At 68.8% G+C, this 23,268-nt stretch carries 22 protein-coding genes and 1 tRNA gene; 12 read left to right on the top strand and 11 right to left on the bottom strand.

What is annotated here, in order from left to right; genetic code table 11:
* Positions 1-84: 84 nt before the first annotated feature.
* Both LC041_RS10175 and LC041_RS10170 read left to right on the top strand, forming a co-directional pair.
* Complete coding sequence (locus LC041_RS10175; protein WP_226532986.1) at positions 85-1,794, top strand: ABC transporter family substrate-binding protein; 1,710 nt, start codon at positions 85-87, stop codon at positions 1,792-1,794.
* A gap of 200 nt (positions 1,795-1,994) precedes the next feature.
* Positions 1,995-2,597, top strand: coding sequence for an alpha/beta fold hydrolase (locus LC041_RS10170; RefSeq protein ID WP_308012768.1), 603 nt, complete (start codon positions 1,995-1,997; stop codon positions 2,595-2,597).
* On the opposite strand, the gene LC041_RS10165 is transcribed toward LC041_RS10170, so the two are convergent.
* The gene (locus LC041_RS10165) at positions 2,592-3,827 is read right to left on the bottom strand and encodes an MFS transporter (RefSeq protein ID WP_226532985.1); all 1,236 of its coding nucleotides are present in this window, start codon (positions 3,825-3,827) and stop codon (positions 2,592-2,594) included. The genes LC041_RS10170 and LC041_RS10165 overlap by 6 nt on opposite strands.
* A complete protein-coding gene (locus tag LC041_RS10160; RefSeq protein ID WP_226532984.1) occupies positions 3,824-5,197 on the bottom strand; it encodes a glycoside hydrolase family 1 protein in 1,374 nt (457 codons plus the stop codon). The genes LC041_RS10165 and LC041_RS10160 overlap by 4 nt, the downstream gene beginning before the upstream one ends.
* A 222-nt stretch (positions 5,198-5,419) precedes the next feature.
* Between LC041_RS10160 and rpsT the strand changes: the two genes are divergently transcribed.
* Entirely contained in the window at positions 5,420-5,680 is a 261-nt protein-coding gene (gene rpsT, locus LC041_RS10155) for a 30S ribosomal protein S20 (RefSeq protein ID WP_226532983.1), read from the top strand.
* 84 nt (positions 5,681-5,764) lie between these two features.
* Here the strand turns inward: rpsT and holA are convergent, their stop codons facing one another.
* From holA to LC041_RS10130, 5 genes are all read right to left on the bottom strand, one after another.
* Positions 5,765-6,802, bottom strand: coding sequence for a DNA polymerase III subunit delta (gene holA / locus LC041_RS10150; protein WP_226532982.1), 1,038 nt, complete (start codon positions 6,800-6,802; stop codon positions 5,765-5,767).
* Positions 6,803-6,842: 40 nt separating this feature from the next.
* Positions 6,843-9,149, bottom strand: coding sequence for a ComEC/Rec2 family competence protein (locus LC041_RS10145; protein WP_226532981.1), 2,307 nt, complete (start codon positions 9,147-9,149; stop codon positions 6,843-6,845).
* A 26-nt stretch (positions 9,150-9,175) separates the two neighbouring features.
* A complete protein-coding gene (locus LC041_RS10140) occupies positions 9,176-9,781 on the bottom strand; it encodes a ComEA family DNA-binding protein (protein ID WP_226532980.1) in 606 nt (201 codons plus the stop codon).
* A 95-nt stretch (positions 9,782-9,876) separates the two neighbouring features.
* Positions 9,877-12,453: a leucine--tRNA ligase gene (leuS, locus tag LC041_RS10135; protein WP_226532979.1), complete on the bottom strand. Its 2,577-nt coding sequence runs from the start codon at positions 12,451-12,453 to the stop codon at positions 9,877-9,879.
* 34 nt (positions 12,454-12,487) lie between these two features.
* Positions 12,488-13,819: an anthranilate synthase component I family protein gene (locus tag LC041_RS10130; protein WP_226532978.1), complete on the bottom strand. Its 1,332-nt coding sequence runs from the start codon at positions 13,817-13,819 to the stop codon at positions 12,488-12,490.
* Positions 13,820-13,860: 41 nt separating this feature from the next.
* Here LC041_RS10130 and LC041_RS10125 point away from each other — a divergent pair, with 41 nt between their 5' ends.
* Genes LC041_RS10125 through LC041_RS10115 form a run of 3 tightly spaced genes read left to right on the top strand, consistent with a single transcriptional unit; the run spans position 13,861 to position 16,427 of the window.
* Entirely contained in the window at positions 13,861-14,532 is a 672-nt protein-coding gene (locus tag LC041_RS10125; protein ID WP_226532977.1) for a DedA family protein, read from the top strand.
* 4 nt (positions 14,533-14,536) lie between these two features.
* Positions 14,537-15,562, top strand: a complete 1,026-nt coding sequence (locus LC041_RS10120) for an App1 family protein (RefSeq protein WP_226532976.1) — start codon at positions 14,537-14,539, stop codon at positions 15,560-15,562.
* 1 nt (position 15,563) lies between these two features.
* Positions 15,564-16,427, top strand: a complete 864-nt coding sequence (locus LC041_RS10115) for a 3-methyladenine DNA glycosylase (RefSeq protein WP_226532975.1) — start codon at positions 15,564-15,566, stop codon at positions 16,425-16,427.
* 7 nt (positions 16,428-16,434) lie between these two features.
* Here the strand turns inward: LC041_RS10115 and LC041_RS10110 are convergent, their stop codons facing one another.
* Both LC041_RS10110 and LC041_RS10105 read right to left on the bottom strand, forming a co-directional pair.
* Positions 16,435-17,631 (bottom strand): glycoside hydrolase family 3 N-terminal domain-containing protein, encoded by a 1,197-nt coding sequence (locus LC041_RS10110; protein ID WP_226532974.1) that lies wholly within the window; start codon positions 17,629-17,631, stop codon positions 16,435-16,437.
* Positions 17,632-17,657: 26 nt separating this feature from the next.
* Complete coding sequence (locus LC041_RS10105; RefSeq protein ID WP_226532973.1) at positions 17,658-18,314, bottom strand: SDR family oxidoreductase; 657 nt, start codon at positions 18,312-18,314, stop codon at positions 17,658-17,660.
* A 120-nt stretch (positions 18,315-18,434) separates the two neighbouring features.
* On the opposite strand from LC041_RS10105, the gene LC041_RS10100 reads away from it, so the two are divergent.
* On the top strand, positions 18,435-19,460 hold the full coding sequence (locus LC041_RS10100; RefSeq protein WP_226532972.1) for a DUF2804 domain-containing protein: 1,026 nt from the start codon (positions 18,435-18,437) through the stop codon (positions 19,458-19,460).
* Here LC041_RS10100 and LC041_RS10095 read toward each other — a convergent pair.
* Positions 19,447-20,517, bottom strand: coding sequence for an NAD(P)-binding domain-containing protein (locus LC041_RS10095; RefSeq protein ID WP_226532971.1), 1,071 nt, complete (start codon positions 20,515-20,517; stop codon positions 19,447-19,449). The genes LC041_RS10100 and LC041_RS10095 overlap by 14 nt on opposite strands.
* A 148-nt stretch (positions 20,518-20,665) precedes the next feature.
* Here LC041_RS10095 and LC041_RS10090 point away from each other — a divergent pair.
* The 5 genes from LC041_RS10090 to LC041_RS10070 all read left to right on the top strand — a co-directional run bounded on the left by LC041_RS10090 (position 20,666) and on the right by LC041_RS10070 (position 22,953).
* Positions 20,666-20,738 (top strand) — tRNA-Ala (locus tag LC041_RS10090).
* Positions 20,739-20,875: 137 nt separating this feature from the next.
* On the top strand, positions 20,876-21,061 hold the full coding sequence (locus LC041_RS10085) for a hypothetical protein (RefSeq protein ID WP_226532970.1): 186 nt from the start codon (positions 20,876-20,878) through the stop codon (positions 21,059-21,061).
* 29 nt (positions 21,062-21,090) lie between these two features.
* A complete protein-coding gene (locus LC041_RS10080; RefSeq protein WP_226532969.1) occupies positions 21,091-21,549 on the top strand; it encodes a DUF6153 family protein in 459 nt (152 codons plus the stop codon).
* A gap of 102 nt (positions 21,550-21,651) precedes the next feature.
* Positions 21,652-22,242: a DUF305 domain-containing protein gene (locus tag LC041_RS10075; RefSeq protein ID WP_226532968.1), complete on the top strand. Its 591-nt coding sequence runs from the start codon at positions 21,652-21,654 to the stop codon at positions 22,240-22,242.
* A 78-nt stretch (positions 22,243-22,320) separates the two neighbouring features.
* Entirely contained in the window at positions 22,321-22,953 is a 633-nt protein-coding gene (locus tag LC041_RS10070) for a CueP family metal-binding protein (RefSeq protein WP_226532967.1), read from the top strand.
* Positions 22,954-22,968: 15 nt separating this feature from the next.
* Here LC041_RS10070 and LC041_RS10065 read toward each other — a convergent pair whose 3' ends face one another.
* Positions 22,969-23,253 carry a hypothetical protein gene (locus LC041_RS10065; RefSeq protein WP_226532966.1) on the bottom strand — a complete coding sequence of 95 codons (285 nt, stop codon included), beginning with the start codon at positions 23,251-23,253 and terminating at the stop codon, positions 22,969-22,971.
* Positions 23,254-23,268 lie beyond the last annotated feature (15 nt).

Here is a 23,268-nt window from a genome sequence, read left to right as displayed (position 1 = left end):
GCGGCATTCACTTTCGCCGGCGACATTCGTGTACACGGCGAACTATTCTCCCCTTATGACACGCCGAAAGGCGAAAGGAGCACCATGAAGCAGTACAAGCTGATGGGAGCGCTGGCACTCACCGGCGCTTTCGCACTCGCGCTCAGCGGGTGCGCTGCCGGCAACAGCGGCAGTGGCGACAGCGGCGACAACGGCGAGAAGACCGATGTCGAGATGGCGGACTACAACCCGCAGCCTCGCGAGAACCTCCAGGAGGGTGGCGAGGTCAACTTCGCGATCCGCGAGGTGCCGCCGCAGCTGAACGCGTTCAACAGCGATGGCAGCGCAGACACCGCCCGCATCGCCGCGTGGTACACGCCGCAGCTCATCCTGATGAAGCCGGACGGCACGCAGTACAAGAACGACAACTACCTCGACGAGTGGAAGAACGAGGTGAAGGACGGCAAGACGGTCCTGACCTTCACGTTCACCGATGAGGCCCACTGGAACGACGGCACCGACATGGACTGGACCGCCATCGACGCCACGTGGAAGGCCAACCGCTCCTACGACGAGGGCTTCAACCCGAACGCCACCGACGGCTACAAGGACATCGAGTCCGTCGAGCAGGGCGACACCGCCAAGACGGCGATCGTCACCTTCAAGGGCGAGTTCGCCTGGCCGCAGATGCCCTTCAACGGTGGCGTCATCCACCCGGCGCTCGCGGACCCGACCACCTTCAACGAAGCGATGATCGAGAACCCGCACCCGGAGTGGGGCGCAGGTCCCTACACGGTCGACGAGTACGACGCGACCAAGGGGTACATCTCCTTCAAGCCGAACCCCGAGTGGTGGGGCGACGCTCCGCTGCTCGACAAGGTCACGATGACGGGTATGGACGGCCAGGCCGGCGTCAACGCCTTCAAGAACGGCGAGGTCGACATGGTGGAGACGGGCTCCCAGGAGCTCATCGACCAGGTCAAGGACGTCGACGGCGCCAAGGTCTACCGCGCGCAGCAGACGGCCAACACGATCCTGCAGGTCGACTCGTCGAAGCCGCAGTTCGAGGACGTCAAGGTCCGTGAGGCGTTCTTCAAGGCCATCAACATCGACCAGCAGAAGCAGATCGCCTGGAACGGCCTCGGCTACGAAGAGGACCCGGCCGGCTCGCTGACCCTGTTCTCGTTCCAGCCCGGTTACACCGACTCGATGAAGGCCGCCGGCTGGGAGTTCGACGTCGAGGGCGCCAAGAAGCTGCTCGACGAGGCCGGCTGGACCGAAGGTTCGGACGGCATCCGCGAGAAGGACGGCGTGAAGCTCTCGGTGGTCTACCCCATCTGGAACGACACCGCCACCTCCAAGGCCCTCGCACAGTCGCTGCAGGCGCAGGAGAAGGAGGTCGGCATCGACGTCCAGGTCGAGGTCCGCCCCGCCAGCCAGTTCTCTTCGGACTACACCTCGAAGAACTGGGACGTCTCCGGTCTCCGCTTCACCTCGTCCGACCCGTTCGGTGCCGCCTGGTTCTGCCAGCTGTACTGCTCGGACTCGGGTCTCAACCTGTCGGGTGTCGGTGACGCCGAGCTCGACGCCGAGATCAAGGACAAGGTCGAGTCGCAGTCCGACCCCGAGGCGCAGACCGCTGCCGCGATGGAGCTCGAGCCCGAGATCTACAAGCGCTGGGGCCTGATCCCGCTGTACAACGGCCCGCAGATCTACACGGTCCAGGAAGGCCTCGCCAACCTGACGCCGGAGCCCTACGTGGGTCTCGATCTGTTCGGCATCCAGCCGGTCGAGAACGTCGGCTGGGAGAAGTAACACCCTCTGACGCTCGCGTCGAAGCGGGGCCGGCGGTTCATCCACCGGCCCCGCTTTCCTTATGCTGTCCGGGTGAGCGTCCAGATCGTCCTCGTGCACGGTATTCGCACCTCGGCCACGATGTGGCGCGCTCAGACGACGTATCTCCGAGAACAGGAGTACGCCTCGACCGCGGTCGACCTCCCCGGCCAGGGGGCCGCATGGACGAGGACTTCACACTCCACGAAGCACTCCACACGATCGATGCCGCCGTGCGCGCGGCAGCGGCGAAGGGTCCCGTCGTGCTCGTGGGGCACTCGATGGGCGGCTTGCTCTGTCTCGCGTACGTGGGTGGGGAGCAGCGACCACCGGTGGCAGCACTCGTCGCGGCGTCGTGCACCTCGCTCCCCCACGGAGCGGGACTGCGCGCCTATCGACTTTTCGCTCGGGCCGTCGACTCGCTGCCGGATCGCGGCATGTGGCTGACCGGTCGCGTCCTCGAGGCCACCATCCCACCGGAGACCCGATCCGACTTCGCCGCCGGCGGCTATGCACTGGATATGCAGGACACCGCCCTACGTAGCCTGGCCGCACTGGACATCGCCGCTGCCGTCCCCCGGATCACGGTCCCGCTCTGGTTCGTGAACGGTCAGTACGATCAGCTGCGTCTGAACGAGTCGCTGTTCCGACGTCTCGCGCCCCATGCGGAGCTCGTCATCGTCCCCCGCACGACGCACCTGGTCACGGCGATGCGCCCGCGGATCTTCAACGCGGTGCTGCAGCTGGCGATCGCGACGGTGGAAGAGGATATGGCCGGCTCATGAGCGCGCCGGCTGGCGTGCGAAAGCGGTCAGCAGTCCTCCGACCAGCGACAGCGTTGCGGCAGCGACGAAGACGAGCCAGAAGCCGCCGACGAGAGCGACCAATGCCGCTCCGAGCACCGGGCCGATCAACTGTCCCAGGGCTGCGGTGACGTTGACGATTCCGAGGTCTCTGGCGTGATCCTGCGCGTCCGGGAGCAGATCCGCCGCGAAGGCGAGACCCACCGTCGAGAAGGCACCGTAGCCCAATCCCATCAGGGCCGCAGCCACCATGGTCATCTCGAACGTGGGCACCAGTGCGATCGCGACGCCCGACGCCGCCTGGACGACGGTCGCGGCGACGGTGAGCGTGCGCCTGTTCCCTGTCCGGTCCGACACGATGCCCGTGACCACGGAGGCGGCGACCACGAACACGGTGTACACCACGATCAGCAGCAGGAGGTTGTCCTGAGCGACAGTGGTCGGCTGTCCGAGACCGTGCAGGAGGAAGAAGAGGAACAGCGCCGTGCCGAGAGCGTTGCCGATGTTCGTCACGAGGCGCCCCGAGAGCATCCAGGCGAAGTCCCGATCACGGAGGGAGGCGAGCGCTCGGCGTCGGCCGGGTTTCGGTCGCAGCGCCTCGGTGCTCGGCGGGTCGGGCAGCACCAGCGCCGCACCGGTGCCGATGACGGCGATGACGGCGGCGAGCAGCAGGTAGCCGGCACGGACGTCGAGTCCGAGCAGGACCACCAGACCGACGCCGAGCACGATCCCCACCGCCTGGCTCGACCCCACCGCCGCAGACGCGGCACCGCGCTGCGTCGAGGGCAGCTGGTCGGCGATGAGGGCGGTGAAGGCCGCGGATGAGACGGCGACGCCGATCGACACACCGACCCACCCCGCGCCCACTGCCCAAGGGCCCTCGGCGAAGCCGGTGAGGATGAGACACACGGCGGTGAGCAGAACGCCGCCGAGAGCCCAGGGGCGGCGGCGATGGCGTCCCGCGGCCGCACGGTCCGACAGCGCCCCCGCGGCCGGACCGGCGACGATGCCGGCGAGACCTCCGATCCCGAGGACGAGCCCCGAGGAGACGACCCCGCGGATCCAATCGTCCTCAGGGGTGTCCAGCTGCAGCGGTAGCAGCAGTTGCACCGGCGTGAGCTGCACCGTCCAGATAGCGAGCCACGCCAGCGTGAACACCGACATCCAGCGGGCACCCACCTTGATCGTGCCGGGGCCGGAGACGCCGGTCACCGCTCCTCCTCCGCAGCGACGGCCGCTGTGCGCGACCGCGCGATGAGGTCGCGATACCAGTCGTAGGAGGCCTTGGGTGTGCGCTCGCCCGTCTCGAAGTCCACGTGCACCAGCCCGAACCGCTGGGTGTACCCGTCGGCCCACTCCCAGTTGTCCAACAGCGACCACACCGTGTACTCCTCCACGGGCACGCCCGCATCGATCGCCTCACCGACCGCGGCGATGTGCCCCGCGAGATAGGCGATGCGGTCGGTGTCGTCCACGAAGGCAGCCTGCTCGGGCTCCGGGAAGGACGCTCCGTTCTCTCCGATGATCACCGGCGGGAGATGCGGATGCCGTGCCTGCAGGTCGATGAGCAGGTCTCGCAGAGCACCGGGCATGATCGGCCACTCGGCCCCGAATCCGGTGACGGGGACACCGGGGGTCGGGACGATGTCGAAAGGTATCGGGCTTCCCTCCTCGGCAGCCGTGACAGTCGTGGGGTTGTAGAAGTTGATGCCGTAGAAGTCGATCGATCCGCGGATCTCCTCCAGATCACCGTCGCGTACGGGCAGAAGGGCTAGCCCCAGCGCCTCGAGGTCCGGGTAGGCGCCGGCGAGGAGCGGCTCGCTGAACACACGATTGTGGATCAGGTCGTACACGGCCGCCGCCTGGTGGTCCTCGGCGGTGTCCCGGAGAGGGAGGACCCAGGTGTGGTTGTTCACCAGGCCGACGGAGGCCGCACCGTGGGCGCGCAGCACGGTCGCCGCACGCGCGTGCGCGAGGAGCTGATGGTGAGCGGTGGGCAGCGCGCCGAAGAGGAGCTGCTTCCCGGGAGCGAGCGCCCCGACCGCGTAGCCCTGCAACGTCGTCATCGCCGGCTCGTTCAGCGTGTACCACTGCTCGACGCGATCACCGAGACGGGCGGCGACGATCGCCGCGTAGTCGGCGAAGCGCTCGACCGTGTCGCGCTGGAGCCAGCCGCCGCCGACCTCGACCTCGCTGGGCATCTCCCAGTGGAACAGAGTCGGGAACGGGGCGACCCCGGCCTCGAGCAGAAGATCGACCAGTCGGGAGTAGTGGTCGAGCGCCGCGCTATCCCCTGAGCTTCGTCCGCCGGGCTGCACACGCGCCCACGGGATGGAGAACCGGTAGCGGTCGAGGCCGAGGCCCGCGGCGAGAGCCACGTCGGACTCCGGTCGCCGGTAGCTGTCGCACGTGGGATCCGCAGTCGACCCGTCGATGATCGCACCCGGCCGATCGAGGAAGTCGTCCCAGATGGATCGTCCGGCCTGTCCCGTCGGACGGGACCCCTCGATCTGGAAGGCCGAGGTGGCGGCGGACCAACGGAGCCCGGCGGGCGCAGACGGACGATCGGGGGCGGGGATCATGGGGCTCCTTGACATCGATGTCGGGACAGTCATGATTCTGCACCCGGTACCACCGAATGCGCGACCGAGTTTCGCATTCTGCTCGCCGTTTCGCGCGACCGCCCCGTCTGCTGGTAGACTCGACTCTTGGCTTGCGTGTGGGTTCTTCCCTCACGACCGCTGTGCAGCAGCCCTCTTCTGCTGCCGGCATTCCGAACACTCCTGTACAGAAAGCGTCCACACGTGGCAAACATCAAGTCGCAGATCAAGCGCAACAAGACCAACGAGAAGGCGCGCGAGCGCAACAAGGCCGTCAAGAGCGAGCTCAAGACCCTCATCCGCACCACCCGCACGGCAGTCACCGCCGGCGACAAGGCAGCAGCCGAGGCCGGCCTGAAGAAGGCTTCCGTCAAGCTCGACAAGGCCGTCAGCAAGGGCGTCCTGCACAAGAACCAGGCGTCGAACCGCAAGTCGGCTCTCGCCAAGCAGGTCGCTTCCCTCTGAGCCGAAGCTTCTCAGAAAGGCCCGTCCCGTTCGCCGGGGCGGGCCTTCTTCGTCCCGTCGGCGATCGAGCGGAGCGGAGGCCGGCTACTCCCCGAAGGGTTGGCGCGTGGCGATCACGGTGACCATGCGCTCCAGCGCGAAGATCGGGTCGCGAGCAGCACCCTTGACCTCGCCATCGGCTCTGGCCGTCGCCTGGATGGCCATTCCGAGAGACCGCTCGTTCCAGCCGGCGAGGTCGCGGCGTGCGCGATCGACCTGCCAGTCCTTCATCCCCAGACGCTGTGCGAGCTGTCGGCTGGGCTCGCGGTTGCCGGCCACGCGCGCCATCGTCCGGAGCTTCATCGCGAAGGCGGCGACCATCGGCACCGGGTCGGCGCCGGAGGACAGCGCGTGCCGGAGGGCGACGAGAGCCTCGCCGTAGCGGCCGGCGATGGCCGTGTCCGCGACGACGAACGCCGAGACCTCCACACGACCGCCGTAGTACTTCGTGACGATCTCTTCGGTGATGTCGCCGTCGACGTCGCCGATGAGCTGCTGACAGGCTGCCGCCAGTTCGGTGAGGTCATCCGCGAAGGCCGACACGAGTGCGCGAAGCGCGGGAGGGGCAATGCGCTTCTTGGCCGCTCGGAACTCCCCGGCGGCGAAGTCGACACGGTCGCTGTCGCGCTTGACCGCCGAGCACGCGATCTCGATGCCTCCGCCGGTACCGGCTCGAAGAGCATCGAGCAGCTTCTTGCCACGCACGCTGGCGCCGGTATGGCGAAGAATGACCGTCGCGCCCTCCTGAGGGTTGTCGAGGTACGACACCGCCTCCTGGATGAAGGCGTCGGAGCACTTCTCCACGCCCGAGACGCGCACCAGCCGTGGTTCGCCGAACAGAGAAGGCGAGGTGAGCGACAGCAGCGTTCCGGGAGCGTAGTCGTCGGCACGCACATCGCTGACTTCGAGCGCGGCGTCTTCTGCGCGCAGGTAATCGCGCACGCCGGCGATCGCCCGCTCGGCGCACACCTCTTCGGGCCCCGAGACGAGCACGATCGGAGCGGGTCGCGGTTCGCGCCACGACACCTGCGGGATCTTGGTGGGCTTCGCACCACTGCGAGAAGGGGTACGCGAAGCTGCCATGGTTCCAGCCTACCGGCGCTCACCGACACTGCTCCGCTGCTCACTCACCCCCGCCCTCGGGGTCTGTTCGTTCCGTCCATACCTGCACCTCGTCTCTGTGCAGACCGAGCAAGATCGTCCCCCGCTGGTCCGTGCGCAGATCGTGTGCGCCGGTCGCGGTCAGAAGGTCGAGAGTCTCGATGCGCGGGTGACCGTAGTCGTTGTCCGCACCGACGCTGAACAACGCCACCCGCGCCTGAAGCTCCTCATACAGGCCGGGGTCCTGATCCGCGCTGCCGTGATGGGCCACCTTGACCACGTCGTATGTGCCGAGATGCGCAGCACGCCGCAGTACGCGCTGGGAGGCCGCGGCGAGGTCTCCGAGGAACAATGATCGGGGCACCCCTCCCCCGTCGAACTCCATCACCACGCTCGCGTCGTTGCCCGAGGGGAAGACGGGAGACCCCTCCTGCGGCCAGAGGACACGCCACGTCGCCTCGGCGAGCTCACCCCGTTGTCCTGCCCGAGCCTCCTCGACCCGAGCGCCCCCTGCGAGGAGCGAGGCGAGGAGGCGCCGCTCAGCGTCCTCGGTGACGGGCCCGTGCAGCACCGCGCCCACCCGCCCGATGACGGCGGCGGTTCCACCGACGTGGTCGAGGTCGAAGTGCGTCAGAACGAGGAGGTCGACCCGGTCGACCCCGAGTGACCGCAGACACGCTTCCAGAGGCTCGGGCACCGGTCCGGTGTCGATCAGCGCGACTCGGTCACCCGACCGCACGACCAGCGCGTCCCCTTGACCGACATCGCACGCGGCGACGGACCATCCCTCCGGCGACGCCACGGTCGCGAGCGGACCGTCGAGGAGAAGTCGAGCACCGGCAAGGGACGACACGATGATGAGAATCGCCGCCGCCCCGCGCCGCGTGAACTCCACCGCCCGCACGGTCGTCGGTCGGCGGGCAACGTCGGCGGATCGGAGGAGGACCACCGACACGCACCCGCTGACGAGCGCCACCAGGGCCGCGCTCCCGATCCCGGCCGGAAGCAGCAGCTGGGCGCTCGGCAGCCGCGCCGTCGTCGTCGCGGTCGCGGCGATCCAGGTCGCGGGGAGCCAGGATGCCGCTGTCAGCAGGTCGGCCAGAAACGGCAACGGAGCAGCGAGACAAGCCAGCAGACCGATCACCGTGGCGATCGGCGCAGCGGGAGCAGCGAGGAGGTTTGCCGCGACGCCGACCAGGGAGTGCTGCTCGGCGAACAGGGCGATGATCGGCCCGCACGCCAGTTGTGCCGAGAGCGGGACTGCGATGGCCATCGCCACCGTTTGCGGCATCACGGTCGCCAGCCCCCGGGCAAGGGAGGGTGCGAGGAGGATCAGCGCCCCGGATGCGGCTACGGAGAGCGCGAACCCCGGTGACGTCGCCAGCCAGGGATCGACGACCAGTATCCCCACGGTGCACAGGGAGAGCATGCCTGCTCCCGCGCTCGGACGCCCGAGCAGGACGGTGAGCATCCCGACGGCAGCCATGACCGCAGCGCGGATGACACTCGGTTCCGGGGTGACCAGGACGACGAACCCGGCCAAGCCCGCGATGGACAACACGACCCTCAGCCCGCGCCCTCCTCCGCACAACGCCGTCAGCCAGAAGATCGCGCCGACGACGATCGCGCAGTTCGCCCCGCTCACGGCGGTGAGGTGGCTGAGTCCGCTGGTGCGCATGTCGTCGTTCAGCGCGTCGGTGACCGCCCGGGTGTCGCCGACCGCGAGCCCCGGGAGGAGACCGGCACCGGGCTCGGGCAGCTGCAGCGACCGTTCGACGAACGCGCTCTTGAGAGCCGCGGCGACGCCGAAGACACCGGAGGCGGGCGAGACGACCTCGGCATCGTCTGCGAAGACGACCAGAGCGGACCTCTCACCCTCCTCTGTCGCCTGCACCTGTCCAACGACTCTAACCCGGGCACCGAGATCGAAGCCACCGCCCGACTCGACGCCGATACGCACGGGCGCAGACAGCACGGCTGGATGCTCACGCACCCCGATGGTCATCGTCTGCGCGTCGAACCACAGTCGCCCGTCCTGACCGATCGATACCGACGAGGCCACCGTCGCAGTGACTTCCGCCACGCGCCCCGACCACTCAGCGGCGCGCTCACGCGCGGGGAGCGCGAAGGCCGCAGAAAGGGCGGTGGCTGCTATCGCGGCGAGCACCAGCACGGCGAGACCTCCACCGCCCGGAACCCGTCGGACAGTTCGACGACGCGACGCGAGCAGGAGCACGACCACACCAGCGGCACAGCCGCCCACCGTCCACCACGAACACGCCGGGAGGGAGACACACAGCAGTGCCCCCGCCCAAACCGCTCCCGCCACCGGCAACAGCCGCAGATCACGGCGCCTCACACGCGGGCACCATCGCGAATGCCGGCGAGCAGCTTCTCCCCGATGCCGGGGACGGCGAGAAGGTCGTCCACGGACCGGAAGCGACCGTTCTCCTCCCGCCAGGCGATGATCCGTGCCGCGAGTGCGGGACCTATGCGCGGAAGGGTCTCCAGCGCGGCCTGGTCTGCACTGTTGAGGTCGATGCGGTCGTCCCCCGATGAGGCGACGCCCGACGCGTCGGGGCCCGCGCCGACCGTCGGCACGGTGATCTGTTCTCCGTCTTCGAGCACCCGAGCGAGATTGACCGCCGCGAGATCGGCGGCGTCCGTGGTCCCGCCGGCGGCCGCCAGCGCATCGACGAGGCGCGCACCCGGATCGAGCACGTAGAGACCGGGGGTCGCCACCGCGCCGAGCACGTGGACGTAGAGCTCTCCGGTGGTGCCGACGACCGCCTCGTCGTGCGCGAGCGACACGGCCTCGGCGGGTGGCGCCTGGCCCCGAAGGATGCCCCATCCCACGGCTGCGGACAGGACGGCGAGCCCCAGCACCACAGCCGCGCCGATGCTCAGGCGCAGCCGCCGACGGGGAGGTGGAGGAGATGGTGCCTGCGGGGAGGATGCCATCCGGCCAAGCTAGGCGAGCGCGTGGAGCTCCTGCGCACCCCGAGACATCCCCGGTGGACAACCCTTCGCGGGCGTCCACCGTGGAGGGGAGCCGATCAGCCCTTGACGACGAAGCTGACGATCTTGGGCGCCCTCACGACGACCTTCACGATCTCGCGGTCTCCGATGGAACGGATCACGCGCTCATCCGCGCGGGCGAGCTCCTCGAGCTCGGACTCGCCGATCCGTGCCGGCACCTCGAGCTGCGCCCGCACCTTGCCCCCGACCTGCACGACGGCGGTGACCGTGTCCTCGACCAGAAGCGCCGGGTCGGCGGAGCGCCACGTCACGAGGCCGACGGACGGCTCGTGGCCGAGCATCTCCCACATCTCCTCCGCGGTGTGCGGCGCGACGAGGTCGAGCATCACGGCGATGGTCTCCGCCGCCTCCCGCACGGCCGGATCCCCCGCGCCGGCCGCACCGTCGATCGTCTTGCGGGTGATGTTCACGAGCTCCATGAGCCGCGCGACGAGGACGTTGAACTTCGTCTGCTCGACGAGTGCCGGCGCTTCCGAGAGCAGCTTGTGCGTCGCACGGCGAAGCGCGGCGTCCCCGCCGTCGAAGACCACGTCGACCGGGCTCGACACCTCGCCGGCGACGCGCATCGCACGTGCCAGGAACTTCTGAGCACCGGTGGTCGACACGTCGGCCCAGTCCTTGTCGTCCTCCACAGGACCGGCGAACGCCAGTCCCACGCGGAGGGCATCGGCGCCGTGGGCGTCGAGCTCCTCCTGGAAGAGCACGAGGTTCCCCTTGCTCTTGGACATCTTCTGCCCGTCGAGCAGCACCATGCCCTGGTTGATCAGGTTCGAGAAGGGCTCGGTGAAGTCGATCAGCCCCATGTCGAAGAGCACCTTGGTGATGAAGCGCGCATAGAGCAGGTGCAAGATCGCGTGTTCGACGCCGCCGATGTAGGAGTCGACCGGCGCCCAGCGAGCGGCCTGTGCGGGGTCGAACGCCACGGTGTCGCTGTTCGGCGAGAGGAAGCGCAGGAAGTACCACGAGCTGTCCACGAACGTGTCCATCGTGTCGGGGTCGCGCAGCACCGGATCGCCCGTCTGCGGGTCCGTCGTGCGAACCCAGCTCTCGGCGCCCCCCAGCGGCGAGGTCCCCTTGGGCTTGAGGTCGAGTCCCTCGACGCTCGGCAGCTTCACGGGGAGCTTGTCCTCGGGAACCGGGATGATGCTCCCGTCCTCGGCGTGCAGCATCGGGATGGGCGTTCCCCAGAACCGCTGACGCGAGATCAGCCAGTCACGCAGACGGTAGTTCTTGGCGGCACGGCCGGTGCCCGAAGCCTCCAGCTGCTCGATCGCCCGCGCGATGGCATTGCGCTTGGACAGACCGTTCAGAGCGCCCGAGTTGATCATGCGGCCCTCGCCGGTGAGTGCGACGCCGGTGGCCGCGGGGCTCTGCTCCTCCAACGCGGCGCCGGTGTCGATCGGCACGCCGTCTTCGTCGACCTCGATCACGGGCATCGCGCCGGTGACGGGAGCCGTCGTGTCGACGACGACCTTGACCGGCAGATCGAACGCGCGGGCGAAGTCCAGGTCGCGCTGATCGTGCGCCGGCACCGCCATGACGGCACCGTGTCCGTAGTCGGCGAGCACGTAGTCGGCCGCCCATACCGGCAGCTTCTCGCCGTTGACGGGGTTGATCGCGTAGCGCTCGAGGAACACACCGGTCTTCGGGCGGTCCGTGGACTGCCGGTCGATGTCGGTCTCCTTCTGCACCTGCTCCAGGTAGGTCTGGAAACGCTGACGCACGTCCTCGGAGGCACCGGCGGCGAGCTCGGACGCCAGGTCGGAGTCGGGTGCGACCACGAAGAACGTCGCGCCGTGCAGCGTGTCAGGGCGCGTCGAGAACACGGTGACCGGCTCTTCACGACCCTCGATCAGGAAGTCGACGTCGGCGCCCACCGAGCGACCGATCCAGTTGCGCTGCATCTGCAGCACCTTGTGCGGCCAGAACCCCTCGAGCTGGTTCAGGTCGTCGAGCAGACGGTCGGCGTAGTCGGTGATCCGGAAGTACCACTGAGTGAGCTTCTTCTTGACGACCTCGGCCCCGCAGCGATCGCAGCGCCCGTCGACGACCTGCTCGTTCGCCAACACGGTCTGATCGTTCGGGCACCAGTTGACCGGGCTCTTCTTGCGATAGGCCAGCCCGCGCTCGTAGAGCTTCAGGAACAGCCACTGGTTCCAGCGGTAGTACTCGGGGTCGGACGTGTGCAGCACCCGGCTCCAGTCGAACGAGACGCCGTACGCCTCGAAGCCCACCTTCTGCTGGGCGATGTTCTGATAGGTCCAGTCCCGAGGGTCGGCGCCCTGGCGGATCGCGGCGTTCTCAGCCGGCAGACCGAACGAGTCCCAGCCGATCGGGTTCAGCACGTTGTGCCCACGGTGGCGCCAGAAACGGGCCACGATGTCGGAGTAGAGGTAGTTCTCGGCATGTCCCATGTGCAGGTCGCCGGACGGGTACGGGAACATCGCGAGCACGTACCGTCGCGGGCGGGTGTCGCCGTCGCCGCCCGTGAGGAAGGTGCCGTTCTCCGCCCAGTACTTCTGCCACTTGCTCTGGATGGCGTGCGCCGACGGGGCCTCGTCGTCGGCAGGAGCGGAGGACAGGTTTTCAGACAACGAACGCACGACCAATCTGAAGGGAAAAGCGGGATCAGTTCAGGATATCGGAACGCCAGGACGCGGGCGTTTCCGCACCGAGCGCCGCTAGTGGCGCCCGTGCCTTGGTCGCCACCTCAGCGACCTCGGCGGCCGCGACCGAGCCCCAGGTGATTCCGCCACCGGCGCCGACCACCGCCTGATCCCCGTCGATGAGGATGCTGCGGATGACCATGGCGAGGTCGAGTACGCCATCGACGCCGACGTAACCGAAGCACCCCGCGTACACTCCCCTCGCGCCCCCCTCGAGTTCGTGCAGCCTGGTCATCGCCGAGAGCTTGGGCGCGCCCGTCATGCTGCCCGCCGGGAAGGTGGCGTCGAGGAGGGAGCCGACCGTCGTCCGCGCCTCGGCTCTTCCGCTCACGGTGCTCACCAGCTGGTGCACGGCGGGATAGCTCTCGACCACCCAGAGCCCCTCGACGCGGATCGTCCCCGGCACGCACACCTGCGAGAGATCGTTGCGCATCAGATCGACGATCATGACGTTCTCCGCGCGTTCCTTGCGATCGGCCGCGAGCTCCGCGGCGAGCGCGGCATCCTCGAGGAGATCGGCGCTGCGGGGTCTCGTTCCCTTGATGGGACGCGTGCGGATGACGCCCCCTGCGGCGTGGAGGAACTGCTCCGGGCTGGCGCTCAGCAGGGTGCGTCCGCCGATCCGGACGAAGCCGCCGTGGTGCGCGGGCGTGGCTCCTCGAAGGCGGTCGTACACGGCGACCGTGTCCTGGACGCCGGAGACGGTGAAGCGGGTGGTCAGGCACAGCTGATAGGCGATGCCCGCACGGATGAGGTCACGGCAGCGCTCGATGAGCGCGGCGTACTCGTCCGGGCTGTGTCTGGCCTCCGCGACGTGCGGGGAGCGGGCCCGGCTCCCGGAGGCGTCTTCCGCACCGGGGGCGTCCACGGCCGCCGTCGCTGCGCGGATGTCATCTGTCCAGGGCCCGAGGTCATCAGGGGCGGAGAGCGCCCACGTGCGACGGCGTGCATGGTCGAACGCGACGACGTGAGTGGCGAGCAGCCAGGCCCCTCCGAGCGCGTGCTCCGACGGGGCGACCGGTGCGCCCGACGCAGATGCCCCGCTCTCGTAGTCGAGCCAGCCCACCCATCCTCCGGTGAACGGCGGTCGCGCGGGATCGCCCGAGGGAACGTCGAGAGACACGTGCCGCGGGAGGGTCGAACGATTCCCCGTTCCGACGAAGCTCCACCCTTCCGTCGCCCGCGCGCCGGCGTCGAGCCAGAAGAGGTCGATACCGCGGGCTTCGAGCATCCGGAACACGGACGAGGGCTCGACCCAGGAGGGGAGCAGTCGAGCGTTCAGCTGTTCGGGCACCTTTCCAGCCTAGGACCGGGATGCTCCCGTATCCTCGTGGGGTGGACGACCTCCTGATCTGGCTCCTCGACACCGTGCAGTCGGTCGATCCGGTCGCCCGCACCCTGATCGCGGGACTCGCCGTCATGCTCGAGACGAGCATTCTGATCGGCTTGGTCGTCCCGGGCGACACCATCGTCATCATCGCCTCGATGGGGGTCGCGACGCCGTGGGAAGGCATCGCGATGGGCATCGCGGTCGTGATCGGCGCATTGATCGGCGAGAGCATCGGATTCTGGCTCGGGCGCTGGCTCGGACCCCGCATCCGCGTGTCGTGGCTGGGACGCCGAATCGGTGAGCACAACTGGGTGCGTGCCGAGAACTACCTCGAACGCCGCGGTGGCATCGCCATCTTCCTTTCACGCTTCCTGCCGGTCCTGCATTCACTGGTGCCGCTGACCGTCGGCATGAGCGAGTACCCGTATCGCAAGTTCCTCGCCTGGACGACACCCGCGTGCATCCTCTGGGCGAGCGCCTACGTGAGCGTCACCTCGCTCGCGGCGGGCAGCTTCCGGGAGCTCGTCGACCGCGTGCACTTCGCGGGGTACATCTTCGTCGGCGTGATCGCGGTGTTCCTGCTGCTGATCTATCTCGGCAAGAAGCTTCTGCAGCGGGCCGAGTCCCGTCATCTGAAGGCTCCGGAGACAGAGGCCGACGCCGACGTGAAAGACTGAGGCAATGGCATCCGCTCCCCCGGCGCCCCGGATCCACTGGTTCGCCCGACTCGAACATCGCCTGCACGTCTGGCGTGAAGGTCGCGCGCGCCGTCGTGGCCGCGTCGCGACGATCCTCCCGTTCCCCGGATACGGCGGGCCCGGGTGGGTGCGGGTCGTAGGCCGTGTGCTGATCGTCCCGCCGCAGCGCCGCACACGCGACGGCGAGCCCGCGAGCGTACGCGGCTGGCGCAGCTTCGTCGGGATCCCCGTGGGCTTCGCCGCCGTGACCGTGCAGATCGGCGGCACCACGCACCAGGTCGTCGCGGACCGTGGAGGTGTGGTCGACTCGACGATCCACGTGGACCTGGAACCGGGTTGGCAGACCTTCTCGTTCTCCGTGGAGGGACAGGAGCCCGTCGAGGCACGGGTGTTCGTCGTCGCCGAGGGCACGACGTTCGGGGTCGTGTCCGACGTCGACGACACCGTGATGGTGACGGCGCTGCCTCGTCCGTTCATCGCGTTCTGGAACTCGTTCGTGCTCGACGAGCACGCACGCCTGCCCGTGCCCGGGATGGCCGTCCTGCTCGACCAGCTGCTGAGACAGCACCCCGGCGCCCCCATGGTGTACCTCTCCACCGGGGCGTGGAACGTCGCCCCGACGCTGTGGCGCTTCCTCGGCCGCCATCTGTTCCCCGCAGGTTCCATGCTCCTCACCGACTGGGGACCCACGCACGAGCGCTGGTTCCGCAGCGGGCGCGAGCACAAGCTCACCAATCTGCGACGTCTGGCGACGGAGTTCCCCGATGTGAAGTGGCTGCTGATCGGAGATGACGGACAGCACGACGAGGCCATCTACTCCCAGTTCATGGACGAGCACCCCGATTCGGTCGCCGGGGTCGCCATCCGTCGCCTCCTTCCCGCCGAGGCGGTGCTGGCCGGTGGCCGCGCCGGCCGCGAGCCCCATTCCGAAGACGTCGCTCCCTGGGTGAGCGCAGAAGACGGTGCCGGGCTGCGCGATCTGCTCGGCGAGGCCGGCATCCTGCACTGACATGTCCCTCGCCCGTCAGGACTGGCAGCTCCGCGAAGACGCACATCGCGAGCGTGCCGATGCGCTCACCGCCGCCCACCGGGATCGTGCGACCAGAGCAGAGAAGCACCCGGTGTGGGATTTCCTCTTCACGTACTACTCCTACAAACCCGCGCAGCTGCGTCGTTGGCACCCCGGAGCCGGTGTCGTTCTGGCCGACGCCGTGGAACGCCTGGACTGGCGCTGGTACTCCCCCGGACGATCCGCCGGCAGCGCTGTGCCCGATGCCGGCGCCTTCGGCCGGGAGAAGCCGGAGCTGGCGGCTCTCATCGAGAAGATGCTCCGCCGCACGGCGTCGCGGCCCGGGCAGTTCGGCTGCTTCGGTCTGCACGAGTGGGCGATGGTGTATCGCGCTGACGAGCATCGACACGCGGTGCCGTTGCGGCTGGGACAGGCCGGCACGGATGCCGTGGTCGAGGCCCATGACCTCCGCTGCACCCATTTCGACGCTTTCCGCTTCTTCACCCCCGAGGCAGTCCCCCGAAATCGCACCTCGTTGAGTCGCGACCAGCAGCCCCTGTTCGAGCAGCCCGGCTGCCTGCACGCGGGCATGGACCTCTACAAGTGGGCGACGAAGCTCGGACCCCTCGTCCCCGGCGAGCTCCTCCTGGATTCGTTCGAGCTCGCTCGCGACATCCGCCTTCTCGACATGCAGGCGGCGCCGTACGACCTCTCCGGGTGGGATGTGGTTCCCGTGCCCATCGAGAGACCCGAGGGAAAGGCCGAGTACGTGCGCCGACAGCGAGTGTTCGCGGAACGCGGGGCCACCCTGCGCACCGCCTTGCTGCGCGCCTGGCTCGGCGACGGAGCACGCGAGGCGGCCTGAGCAGCGGTCAGCCGACCGGCTCGCACTCGTCGCAGACCGCCCACGGAATCGTCGACGCCGCGAGTTCCAGCCGCAGTGCGACGACCCGTGTCGCTGCGTCCTCAAGCCGCTCGGCCGGCAGGGTCCCCTTCTCTACCGCCGCGGCGATACCGGCCGCCATCGATCCCGCCGTGCGCGCATCGGAACCGGCGATCATCAGTACGAGGTCGTTCCCCGCTGCGATCGCGGCCACTCCGTTCGCCACCGGGTCCGCGTAGGCGGGGTCACCGGAAGACAGCAGCATGCCGAGATCATCTGTGACGGCCACGCCGTCGAACCCGAGCTCGTCTCGGGCGATCTCGTGCCACGTCGCGGAAAGCGACGCCGGCGCCGCGTCGACCGCCGTGTAGGCGAGGTGCCCGTACATCAGCAGGGATGCCCCGGCGTCGATCCCCGCGGCGAAGGGCACCGCCACCGTGTCGCGCCACTGGTCGAGACCCATCGTCGTGCTCGGGATCGCGTGATGCGAGTCACCGGGCGCGGCACCGTGCCCCGGGAAGTGCTTCAGGGTGGAGGCGACGAACTGCTCCTGGGCGCCGGTCGCGGCCGACACCCGTTCCGCGGCGCTCGTCGGATCGGTGCCGAGAGCGCGGCCGAAGATGAAGGATCCCGGGTCTGGCGTGAAGTCGGCGACCGTTCCGAAGTTCACCGTGATCCCCGCACCCCCGACCAGCGAACCGCGAGCGGTGAACGCCGCCGCCGTATCGGCGACCGGGAGGTGCTTCAACGACGAGGACGCCGGGTAGTCATCACCGTGCAGGCGCGACACGATGCCGCCCTCCTGGTCGACGGCGATCAGCGGAGGCAACTCGGGATCCACCGTCAGAGCGGTGGTCAGACTCCGCAACTCGCCCTCGGTGGCCGGGATGTTCGCCCCCATGAGGATGAACCCGCCCAGCCCGGACTCCATATAAGCACGGAGCGCGGCAGGGTCGGTCCCCGCCACGTGCCCCATGACCACGGTGGATGCCTGCTCCGCCACCGACATTCCCCGCACGAGGACGGTCGCGCGCGCGGTCGGGTCACCGCGCTCGGCACCTGCTGCAGCGGCAGTCGGAACCGTGGTCGGCACTCCGCTCGATGCGGCAGCTGCCGGCGAGACGCAGAGCGCTGCTGTCGCGGCGACGGCGAGGGCGCCGAGCGTCCATCGGCGGGGTCGGGGCATGGTGACTTCCGTGCTGTGCCGCCGTATCAGCAGCCGAGCGCTTCGCTGATGGGTACTGCCGACGCCGGGTCGCCGTTGCCGAAGCGGATCGTCCGGCCGATCGTGCACGGCGCGTGCAGCGACGCGGCGATGACGGCCGACACGTCGGCCCGCGACACCGCGCCTCGTCCCGCGGGGTCGATCTGGATCCGCGAGGTCGGTTCGTCGAACGTGAGCGTGCCCGGTGCGAGGATCGTGCCGTCGAGCCCGCTCGCGCGCAGGTGCTCGTCCGCAGCCCACTTGGCATCGGCGTAGGGGAAGAAGGAGTCGTCCTCCGGAACACCGTGGTCCGCCGTCGAGCCGAGCCACGAAACCATCACGTAGCGCCGCACGTCGGCCCGTTCGGCGGCGTTCATCGATCGCTCCGCGGCATCGCGATCGACTGCGTACGTGCGCTCAGCGGACCCGCCACCGGCACCGGCGGACCAGACGACCGCGTCATGACCGTGGATGATCTCGGCGAGTGCCTCGACGTCCATGCTCTCGACATCGGCGACCAGGGCCTTCGCCCCGCCCGCCTCGACGTCGGCGACATGCGCCGGGTTGCGGATCACCCCCGTGACCTCGTCGCCTCGCGCGACGAGCAGAGGAGCGAGCAGGAGCGCGATGCGACCGTGGCCGCCGAAAACGAGGATGCGGGACATGCCCTCACCCTACGCGCCCGAACTGACGTCGGCGCGACTCGTGGTCGCTGACCCGGAACATCCGATCCTCTACACTCGAGGCGAAGGTGCCGGCTCGAACGGCATCCGCACACCAGGACGATGATGCCCACACCGCTGATCGAGCGTGAGATCACCCGACGCGTCTCCCTCACCACTGCAGAGGGAACGCTGAATCCGGGTGCCCTCGGGTGGTCACGCACACCGCTGCACGACACCTCCGGCATCCCCGGCCGCCGACGCTGGGGGCGCAACAAGCGCTGGGAGTACTGGAACGTGATGTCGCCCTCGCACATCATCGCGTTCACGATCTCCTGCGTCGACTACCTGTCTCTGCACGAGATCTGGGTTCTGGATCGGGCGACGGGCGAGGACATCGGATCCACCGTGATCTCCCCGGGCGGACGCAGCGCGATGCTGCCGTCGTCGCTTGGGGAGGGATCCGCCGCCGCGCGCACCCGCCGCCTCAGCCTCGAGGTCGATGACGCCGTCGAGGGGACGCGTCTGCGTGGCAGTGCTCCGCGGCTCTCGTTCGACCTGTACGCGGCACGCCCCGCGGGCCACGAGTCGCTCGGCGTGGTCGTGCCGTGGCGGCGAAGAGGGAGTACCCGGAGATTCCAGTACACGGTGAAGGACGTGGGTCGGCCCGCGTCGGGAACCGTCACGGTCGACGGCATCGCGCACGAGCTGCCGTCCGGCAGCTGGGCCGTGCTCGACCATGGTCGCGGTCGCTGGCCGTACCGCGTGCACTGGAACTGGGCGGCCGGAAGCGGCATCGTCGCTGGGCGGGTCGTGGGGTTGCAGCTCGGCTCGAAGTGGACGGACGGCTCGGGAGCGACGGAGAACGCCGTGGTGGTCGACGGACACCTGTCGAAGATCAGCGAAGAGCTGGTGTGGGACTACGACCCCTTGGACTTCCTGCGTCCGTGGCGGGTGCACGGCGAGACGGCCGACCTGACCTTCTCTCCCTTCTACGACAAGCGGGCCCGTACCAACGCCGTCGTCATCGCGAGCAGGACCGATCAGTTGTTCGGCGTCTGGACGGGGTGGGTGCTGGACGACACGGGAACGCGGGTTCGCGTGGACGGCATCGAAGGTTTCGCCGAAGAGGTGCTCAACCGCTGGTGACGCGTGTGTCCGCCGAGCGCAGTGCCCGCTGCACGCCTTTCGCTGCCGCGCGGCCGGCACGATTCGCGCCGATCGTGCTCGCCGAGGGTCCGTAGCCGACCAGCTGCACACGAGGATCGACCACGGTGGTCACGCCTCGCCCGTTCCGGTCGAGCTGGATGCCCCCGGCTGCGCTGCGCAGATGGAGAGGGGCCAGATGAGTGATCGCGGGGCGGAACCCCGTTGCCCAGAGGATGACGTCGACGCGCTCGAAACTGCCGTCGGCCCAGCGCACACCGTCGGGTTCGATCCGCTCGAACAGCGGTCGGCGGTCCGCGTACGCGCCGAGCCGCTCGGCCTCGCGCTCCTGCGGGCGGAGCATGAGCCCGGTGACGCTGACCACGCTCTGCGGAGGCAGCCCGGCGGCGACGCGCTGCTCCACGAGGGCGACCGCTGCGGCCCCTGCCTCGGGGGTGAAGTCGTCCTCCCGCCAGACCGGTGCCCGGCGGGTGACCCACAGCGTCTCGGTGATCGGCGCGAGCGCTCCGAGGAACTGCACCGCAGACGCGCCACCCCCGACCACGAGCACGCGCTTGCCGACGAAGTGCTCGGGCCCCGGATAGTCCACGGTGTGCAGCTGCTCCCCGACGAAGGTCTCCATGCCGGGGAAGTGCGGCAGGAATGGCTGCGACCAGGTGCCGGTCGCATTCACGAGGGTGCGGGTCATCCACTCCCCCTCCCGGGCTCGCACGACGAGCGATCCGTCCCGGTCTTCCACTCGCTCGACGTGCACAGGGCGGAGCACCGGAAGCGCGTGCGTCTTCTCGTATCGGGCGAAGTAGGCCGGCACCGTGGCGTTCGCGCGGGCCCCGTCGCGAGGCGGTGGAGTGTCGCCCGGAAGCTCCGCGACACCGTGCACGTCGCGCATCGTCAGCGCGTCCCACCGGTGCTGCCACGCACCGCCGGGCCGCTCGTCGGCATCGAGGACGACATGCGAGATGCCGAGCCGCGAGAGGTGGAACGATGCGGAGAGCCCGGCCTGCCCTGCGCCGATCACCAGACTGTCGAGGATGCTCACGCCGCTATCAACATCCTCGACGGTGCGCTTGTTCCTGCACGCCTCACCCCGCACGATGACGCGCCCGGGATGGCTACTCGGATTGGTGCTCGCGCCGATTCGTGTAGTACTCTTTTCAAGTTGCTCCGACCGGTTCGGAACAGCGTCTGGGCCTGTGGCGCAGCTGGTAGCGCACCTGCATGGCATGCAGGGGGTCAGGGGTTCGAGTCCCCTCAGGTCCACCGAAAAGCCCCCGGTTCTCCGGGGGCTTTCCCCGTCTGCGGATCCGCCCTAGCGTGCGTGCTCACCAGCGTCAACCCGGTTCGGCCCGCGCACGGCGCGATCTATCGTGAACGCATCTCGACGAAAGGATGCGATCATGTCGAACCCGATCATCCCCCCGATCCCGCCGATCCCCCACGACGACGACCGCGAGGGAGCACCCACCCAGGAAGTGGACGGGGAGCGCATCCTCGACCCGGATGTGGATGACGCTCTCATCGACAGCGCCGAAGCGGACCGCGTCGCAGCCGGAGCCGACGACGAGGACGACACCGAGGTCTGAGCCGGACGCACGCCCGTAGACTTACTCCCATGGCACCGGCGGCGGCGACGTGGTCCGGGAGAAGCTCGTCCAGCGTCTTCCGGGGTCTCCTGTCTGCGGTGCTGCTCGTCGCCGCACTCATCGTCGGGCTGCTCGGCATGCACACCCTGAATCTGCACGGAACCGCAGCAGCGGACAGCCCCGCAGCGGTGGCGACGTCCGCGGACGAATCCGCATCGGCGCACCATGGCGCAGTAGAGGCACACCCGTCCGGAACCCCCACCGGCTCGGCCGAGACGTCCTGCGCGGGCTGCGGCACCGATGACCATTCAGGCATGGCGATGATGTGCGTCCTCGCGCTCCTGCTCGCCCTCGTGCTCCTCTTCGCCCCGGGAGTGCTCCGAGGCTGGACGCAGCCTCTCCTCCGGTCTCCCCTCCTCGCATTCTCCCGCGCACGGGTTCTGCCGCGCGCCCCCTCTCTTCACGTTCTCTGCATCAGTCGCACCTGAGCCGCCGCGGAGCCCGCGTTCTTGCGTTGACGCTCCCGGTATCTCACTTCGCGTGCCGCCGTCCGGCGTGCACGCAACGACCATGCGTATTGGAGAACACCCATGAAGATTCGTGCTGCGGCGTTGGCCGCACTCACCCTGTCCGCCGCCCTGCTGCTGTCCGGTTGCGGGGCCGGCACCGACGAGGTTTCCATGCCCGGTATGGGCCATCGCTCGACGTCGTCCTCGTCCGGCGTCGACGAAGTCGACGTCATATTCGCTTCGATGATGATCGTCCACCACGAGCAAGCGATCGAGATGAGCGATCTCGTGCTCGATGCGGAGGGCGTCGACCCCGCGGTGGTCGACCTCGCCCAGCGGATCAAGGCCGCCCAGGGCCCGGAGATCGATCAACTCGAAGGCTGGTTGGACGACTGGGGCATCCGCTCGGACGACCGCGACGCGAACGGGATGGACCACGGCGACGGGATGATGAGCGGGGACGACCTCGCGCAGCTGCGTGCTGCTGACGGTCCCGAAGCGTCGCAGCTGTTCCTCGAGCAGATGATCGTGCACCACGAGGGCGCGGTCGAGATGGCGCAGGTGCAGATCGACAACGGAAAAAGCCCGGAAGCGATCGCACTCGCCCAGAAGATCATCGACGCGCAGAACGACGAGATCCAGGAGATGAAGGATCTCCTGGCCGCTCTCTGATCCCGGTGGGGCCGGGTGTCGACGTGCCCCGTACGACACCGGCCCCGCCTCAACCCACCCCACCCGAAGGACCTCACCGTGAACCACTCCCTCCGCCCCATCACACCCGTGCTCTCCGCTCCGCCCCGCCGAAGGAGACTGTCGGCAGCGATCGCCGCACTGGCCGTCGCCGCCATCGCGCTGGCGGCATGCACGGGGCCCGACTCCCCCGCCGGTGCCGCCTCGGGGGCGCAGGACCTGCTGGAAGCCCACGACCTCGCCGGTCTCGACGTCGTCGAGGTGATCGAACGACTAGACGCGATGCCCGTCGCGGACAGGCCGACCGATCTCCTCGCGTCCGTCGAACCCGATGCACTCGTCCTCCGCGACGCGGACGAGCGGGAGAGCCGGATGCCGCTGCCCGAAGATGCGGTGTACATCTCGGTAGCGCCGTTCCGCGAACAGACCCACGAGTGCCACTTCCACAGCCTCACGACGTGCATCGGGGAACTCTCCGACGCCGAGGTCCGGATCACCCTGACCGCCACCGACGGAACAGTGCTCGCCGACGACACGCGGCGCACTATGGACAACGGCTTCACAGGGCTCTGGGTACCGCGGGGCATCGAGGCGACGCTCACCGTCGAGAGCGCGGGGCTGACCGGCACCGTGCCGATCTCGACGACGTCGCCGGAGGACCGCACCTGCATCACCGATCTGCAGCTGCTCTGACCTCCGCGGTCTCGTCTAGGTCGCCAGCAGCGGCGGCCGACTCGGGATGGAGATCGGAGGTGTCGCGCGGTTCGAGTCCCGCAACTTCTCGACGTCCTCGAGCACCTCGAAGACCGTCCCGTAGCGGGTGGCGAGCGGCAGGTCTCGCAGCCACGTCACCTCCACTTCGGTGGCCGCGAGTTCGTACACGCACGCCACCACATGCCGAGGATCGTTGGGCGAGTAGCGGAGGTCGTTGATCACCCACTCCGAGGCCGTGATGCGGTTCAACATGAAACGCGGATCCGGAAGTTCAGACATGTGGGGCCCTCCAGG

Origin of the sequence: Microbacterium paraoxydans (assembly GCF_020524545.1) — a bacterium.
Classification (GTDB): domain Bacteria; phylum Actinomycetota; class Actinomycetes; order Actinomycetales; family Microbacteriaceae; genus Microbacterium; species Microbacterium paraoxydans_C.
This window is presented reverse-complemented; position numbering and strand designations above follow the sequence as displayed.

Coding starts and splice junctions, on each gene's coding strand:
- holA (WP_226532982.1), bottom strand. CDS start 6,802: ATGGCAGCTTCGCGTACCCCTTCTCGCAGTGGTGCGAAGCCCACCAAG.
- LC041_RS10105 (WP_226532973.1), bottom strand. CDS start 18,314: ATGTCCCGCATCCTCGTTTTCGGCGGCCACGGTCGCATCGCGCTCCTG.
- LC041_RS10115 (WP_226532975.1), top strand. CDS start 15,564: ATGTCCCTCGCCCGTCAGGACTGGCAGCTCCGCGAAGACGCACATCGC.
- LC041_RS10080 (WP_226532969.1), top strand. CDS start 21,091: ATGGCACCGGCGGCGGCGACGTGGTCCGGGAGAAGCTCGTCCAGCGTC.
- LC041_RS10170 (WP_308012768.1), top strand. CDS start 1,995: ATGGACGAGGACTTCACACTCCACGAAGCACTCCACACGATCGATGCC.
- LC041_RS10065 (WP_226532966.1), bottom strand. CDS start 23,253: ATGTCTGAACTTCCGGATCCGCGTTTCATGTTGAACCGCATCACGGCC.
- LC041_RS10085 (WP_226532970.1), top strand. CDS start 20,876: ATGTCGAACCCGATCATCCCCCCGATCCCGCCGATCCCCCACGACGAC.
- LC041_RS10100 (WP_226532972.1), top strand. CDS start 18,435: ATGATGCCCACACCGCTGATCGAGCGTGAGATCACCCGACGCGTCTCC.
- LC041_RS10160 (WP_226532984.1), bottom strand. CDS start 5,197: ATGATCCCCGCCCCCGATCGTCCGTCTGCGCCCGCCGGGCTCCGTTGG.
- LC041_RS10075 (WP_226532968.1), top strand. CDS start 21,652: ATGAAGATTCGTGCTGCGGCGTTGGCCGCACTCACCCTGTCCGCCGCC.
- LC041_RS10140 (WP_226532980.1), bottom strand. CDS start 9,781: ATGGCATCCTCCCCGCAGGCACCATCTCCTCCACCTCCCCGTCGGCGG.
- LC041_RS10120 (WP_226532976.1), top strand. CDS start 14,537: ATGGCATCCGCTCCCCCGGCGCCCCGGATCCACTGGTTCGCCCGACTC.
- LC041_RS10175 (WP_226532986.1), top strand. CDS start 85: ATGAAGCAGTACAAGCTGATGGGAGCGCTGGCACTCACCGGCGCTTTC.
- LC041_RS10110 (WP_226532974.1), bottom strand. CDS start 17,631: ATGCCCCGACCCCGCCGATGGACGCTCGGCGCCCTCGCCGTCGCCGCG.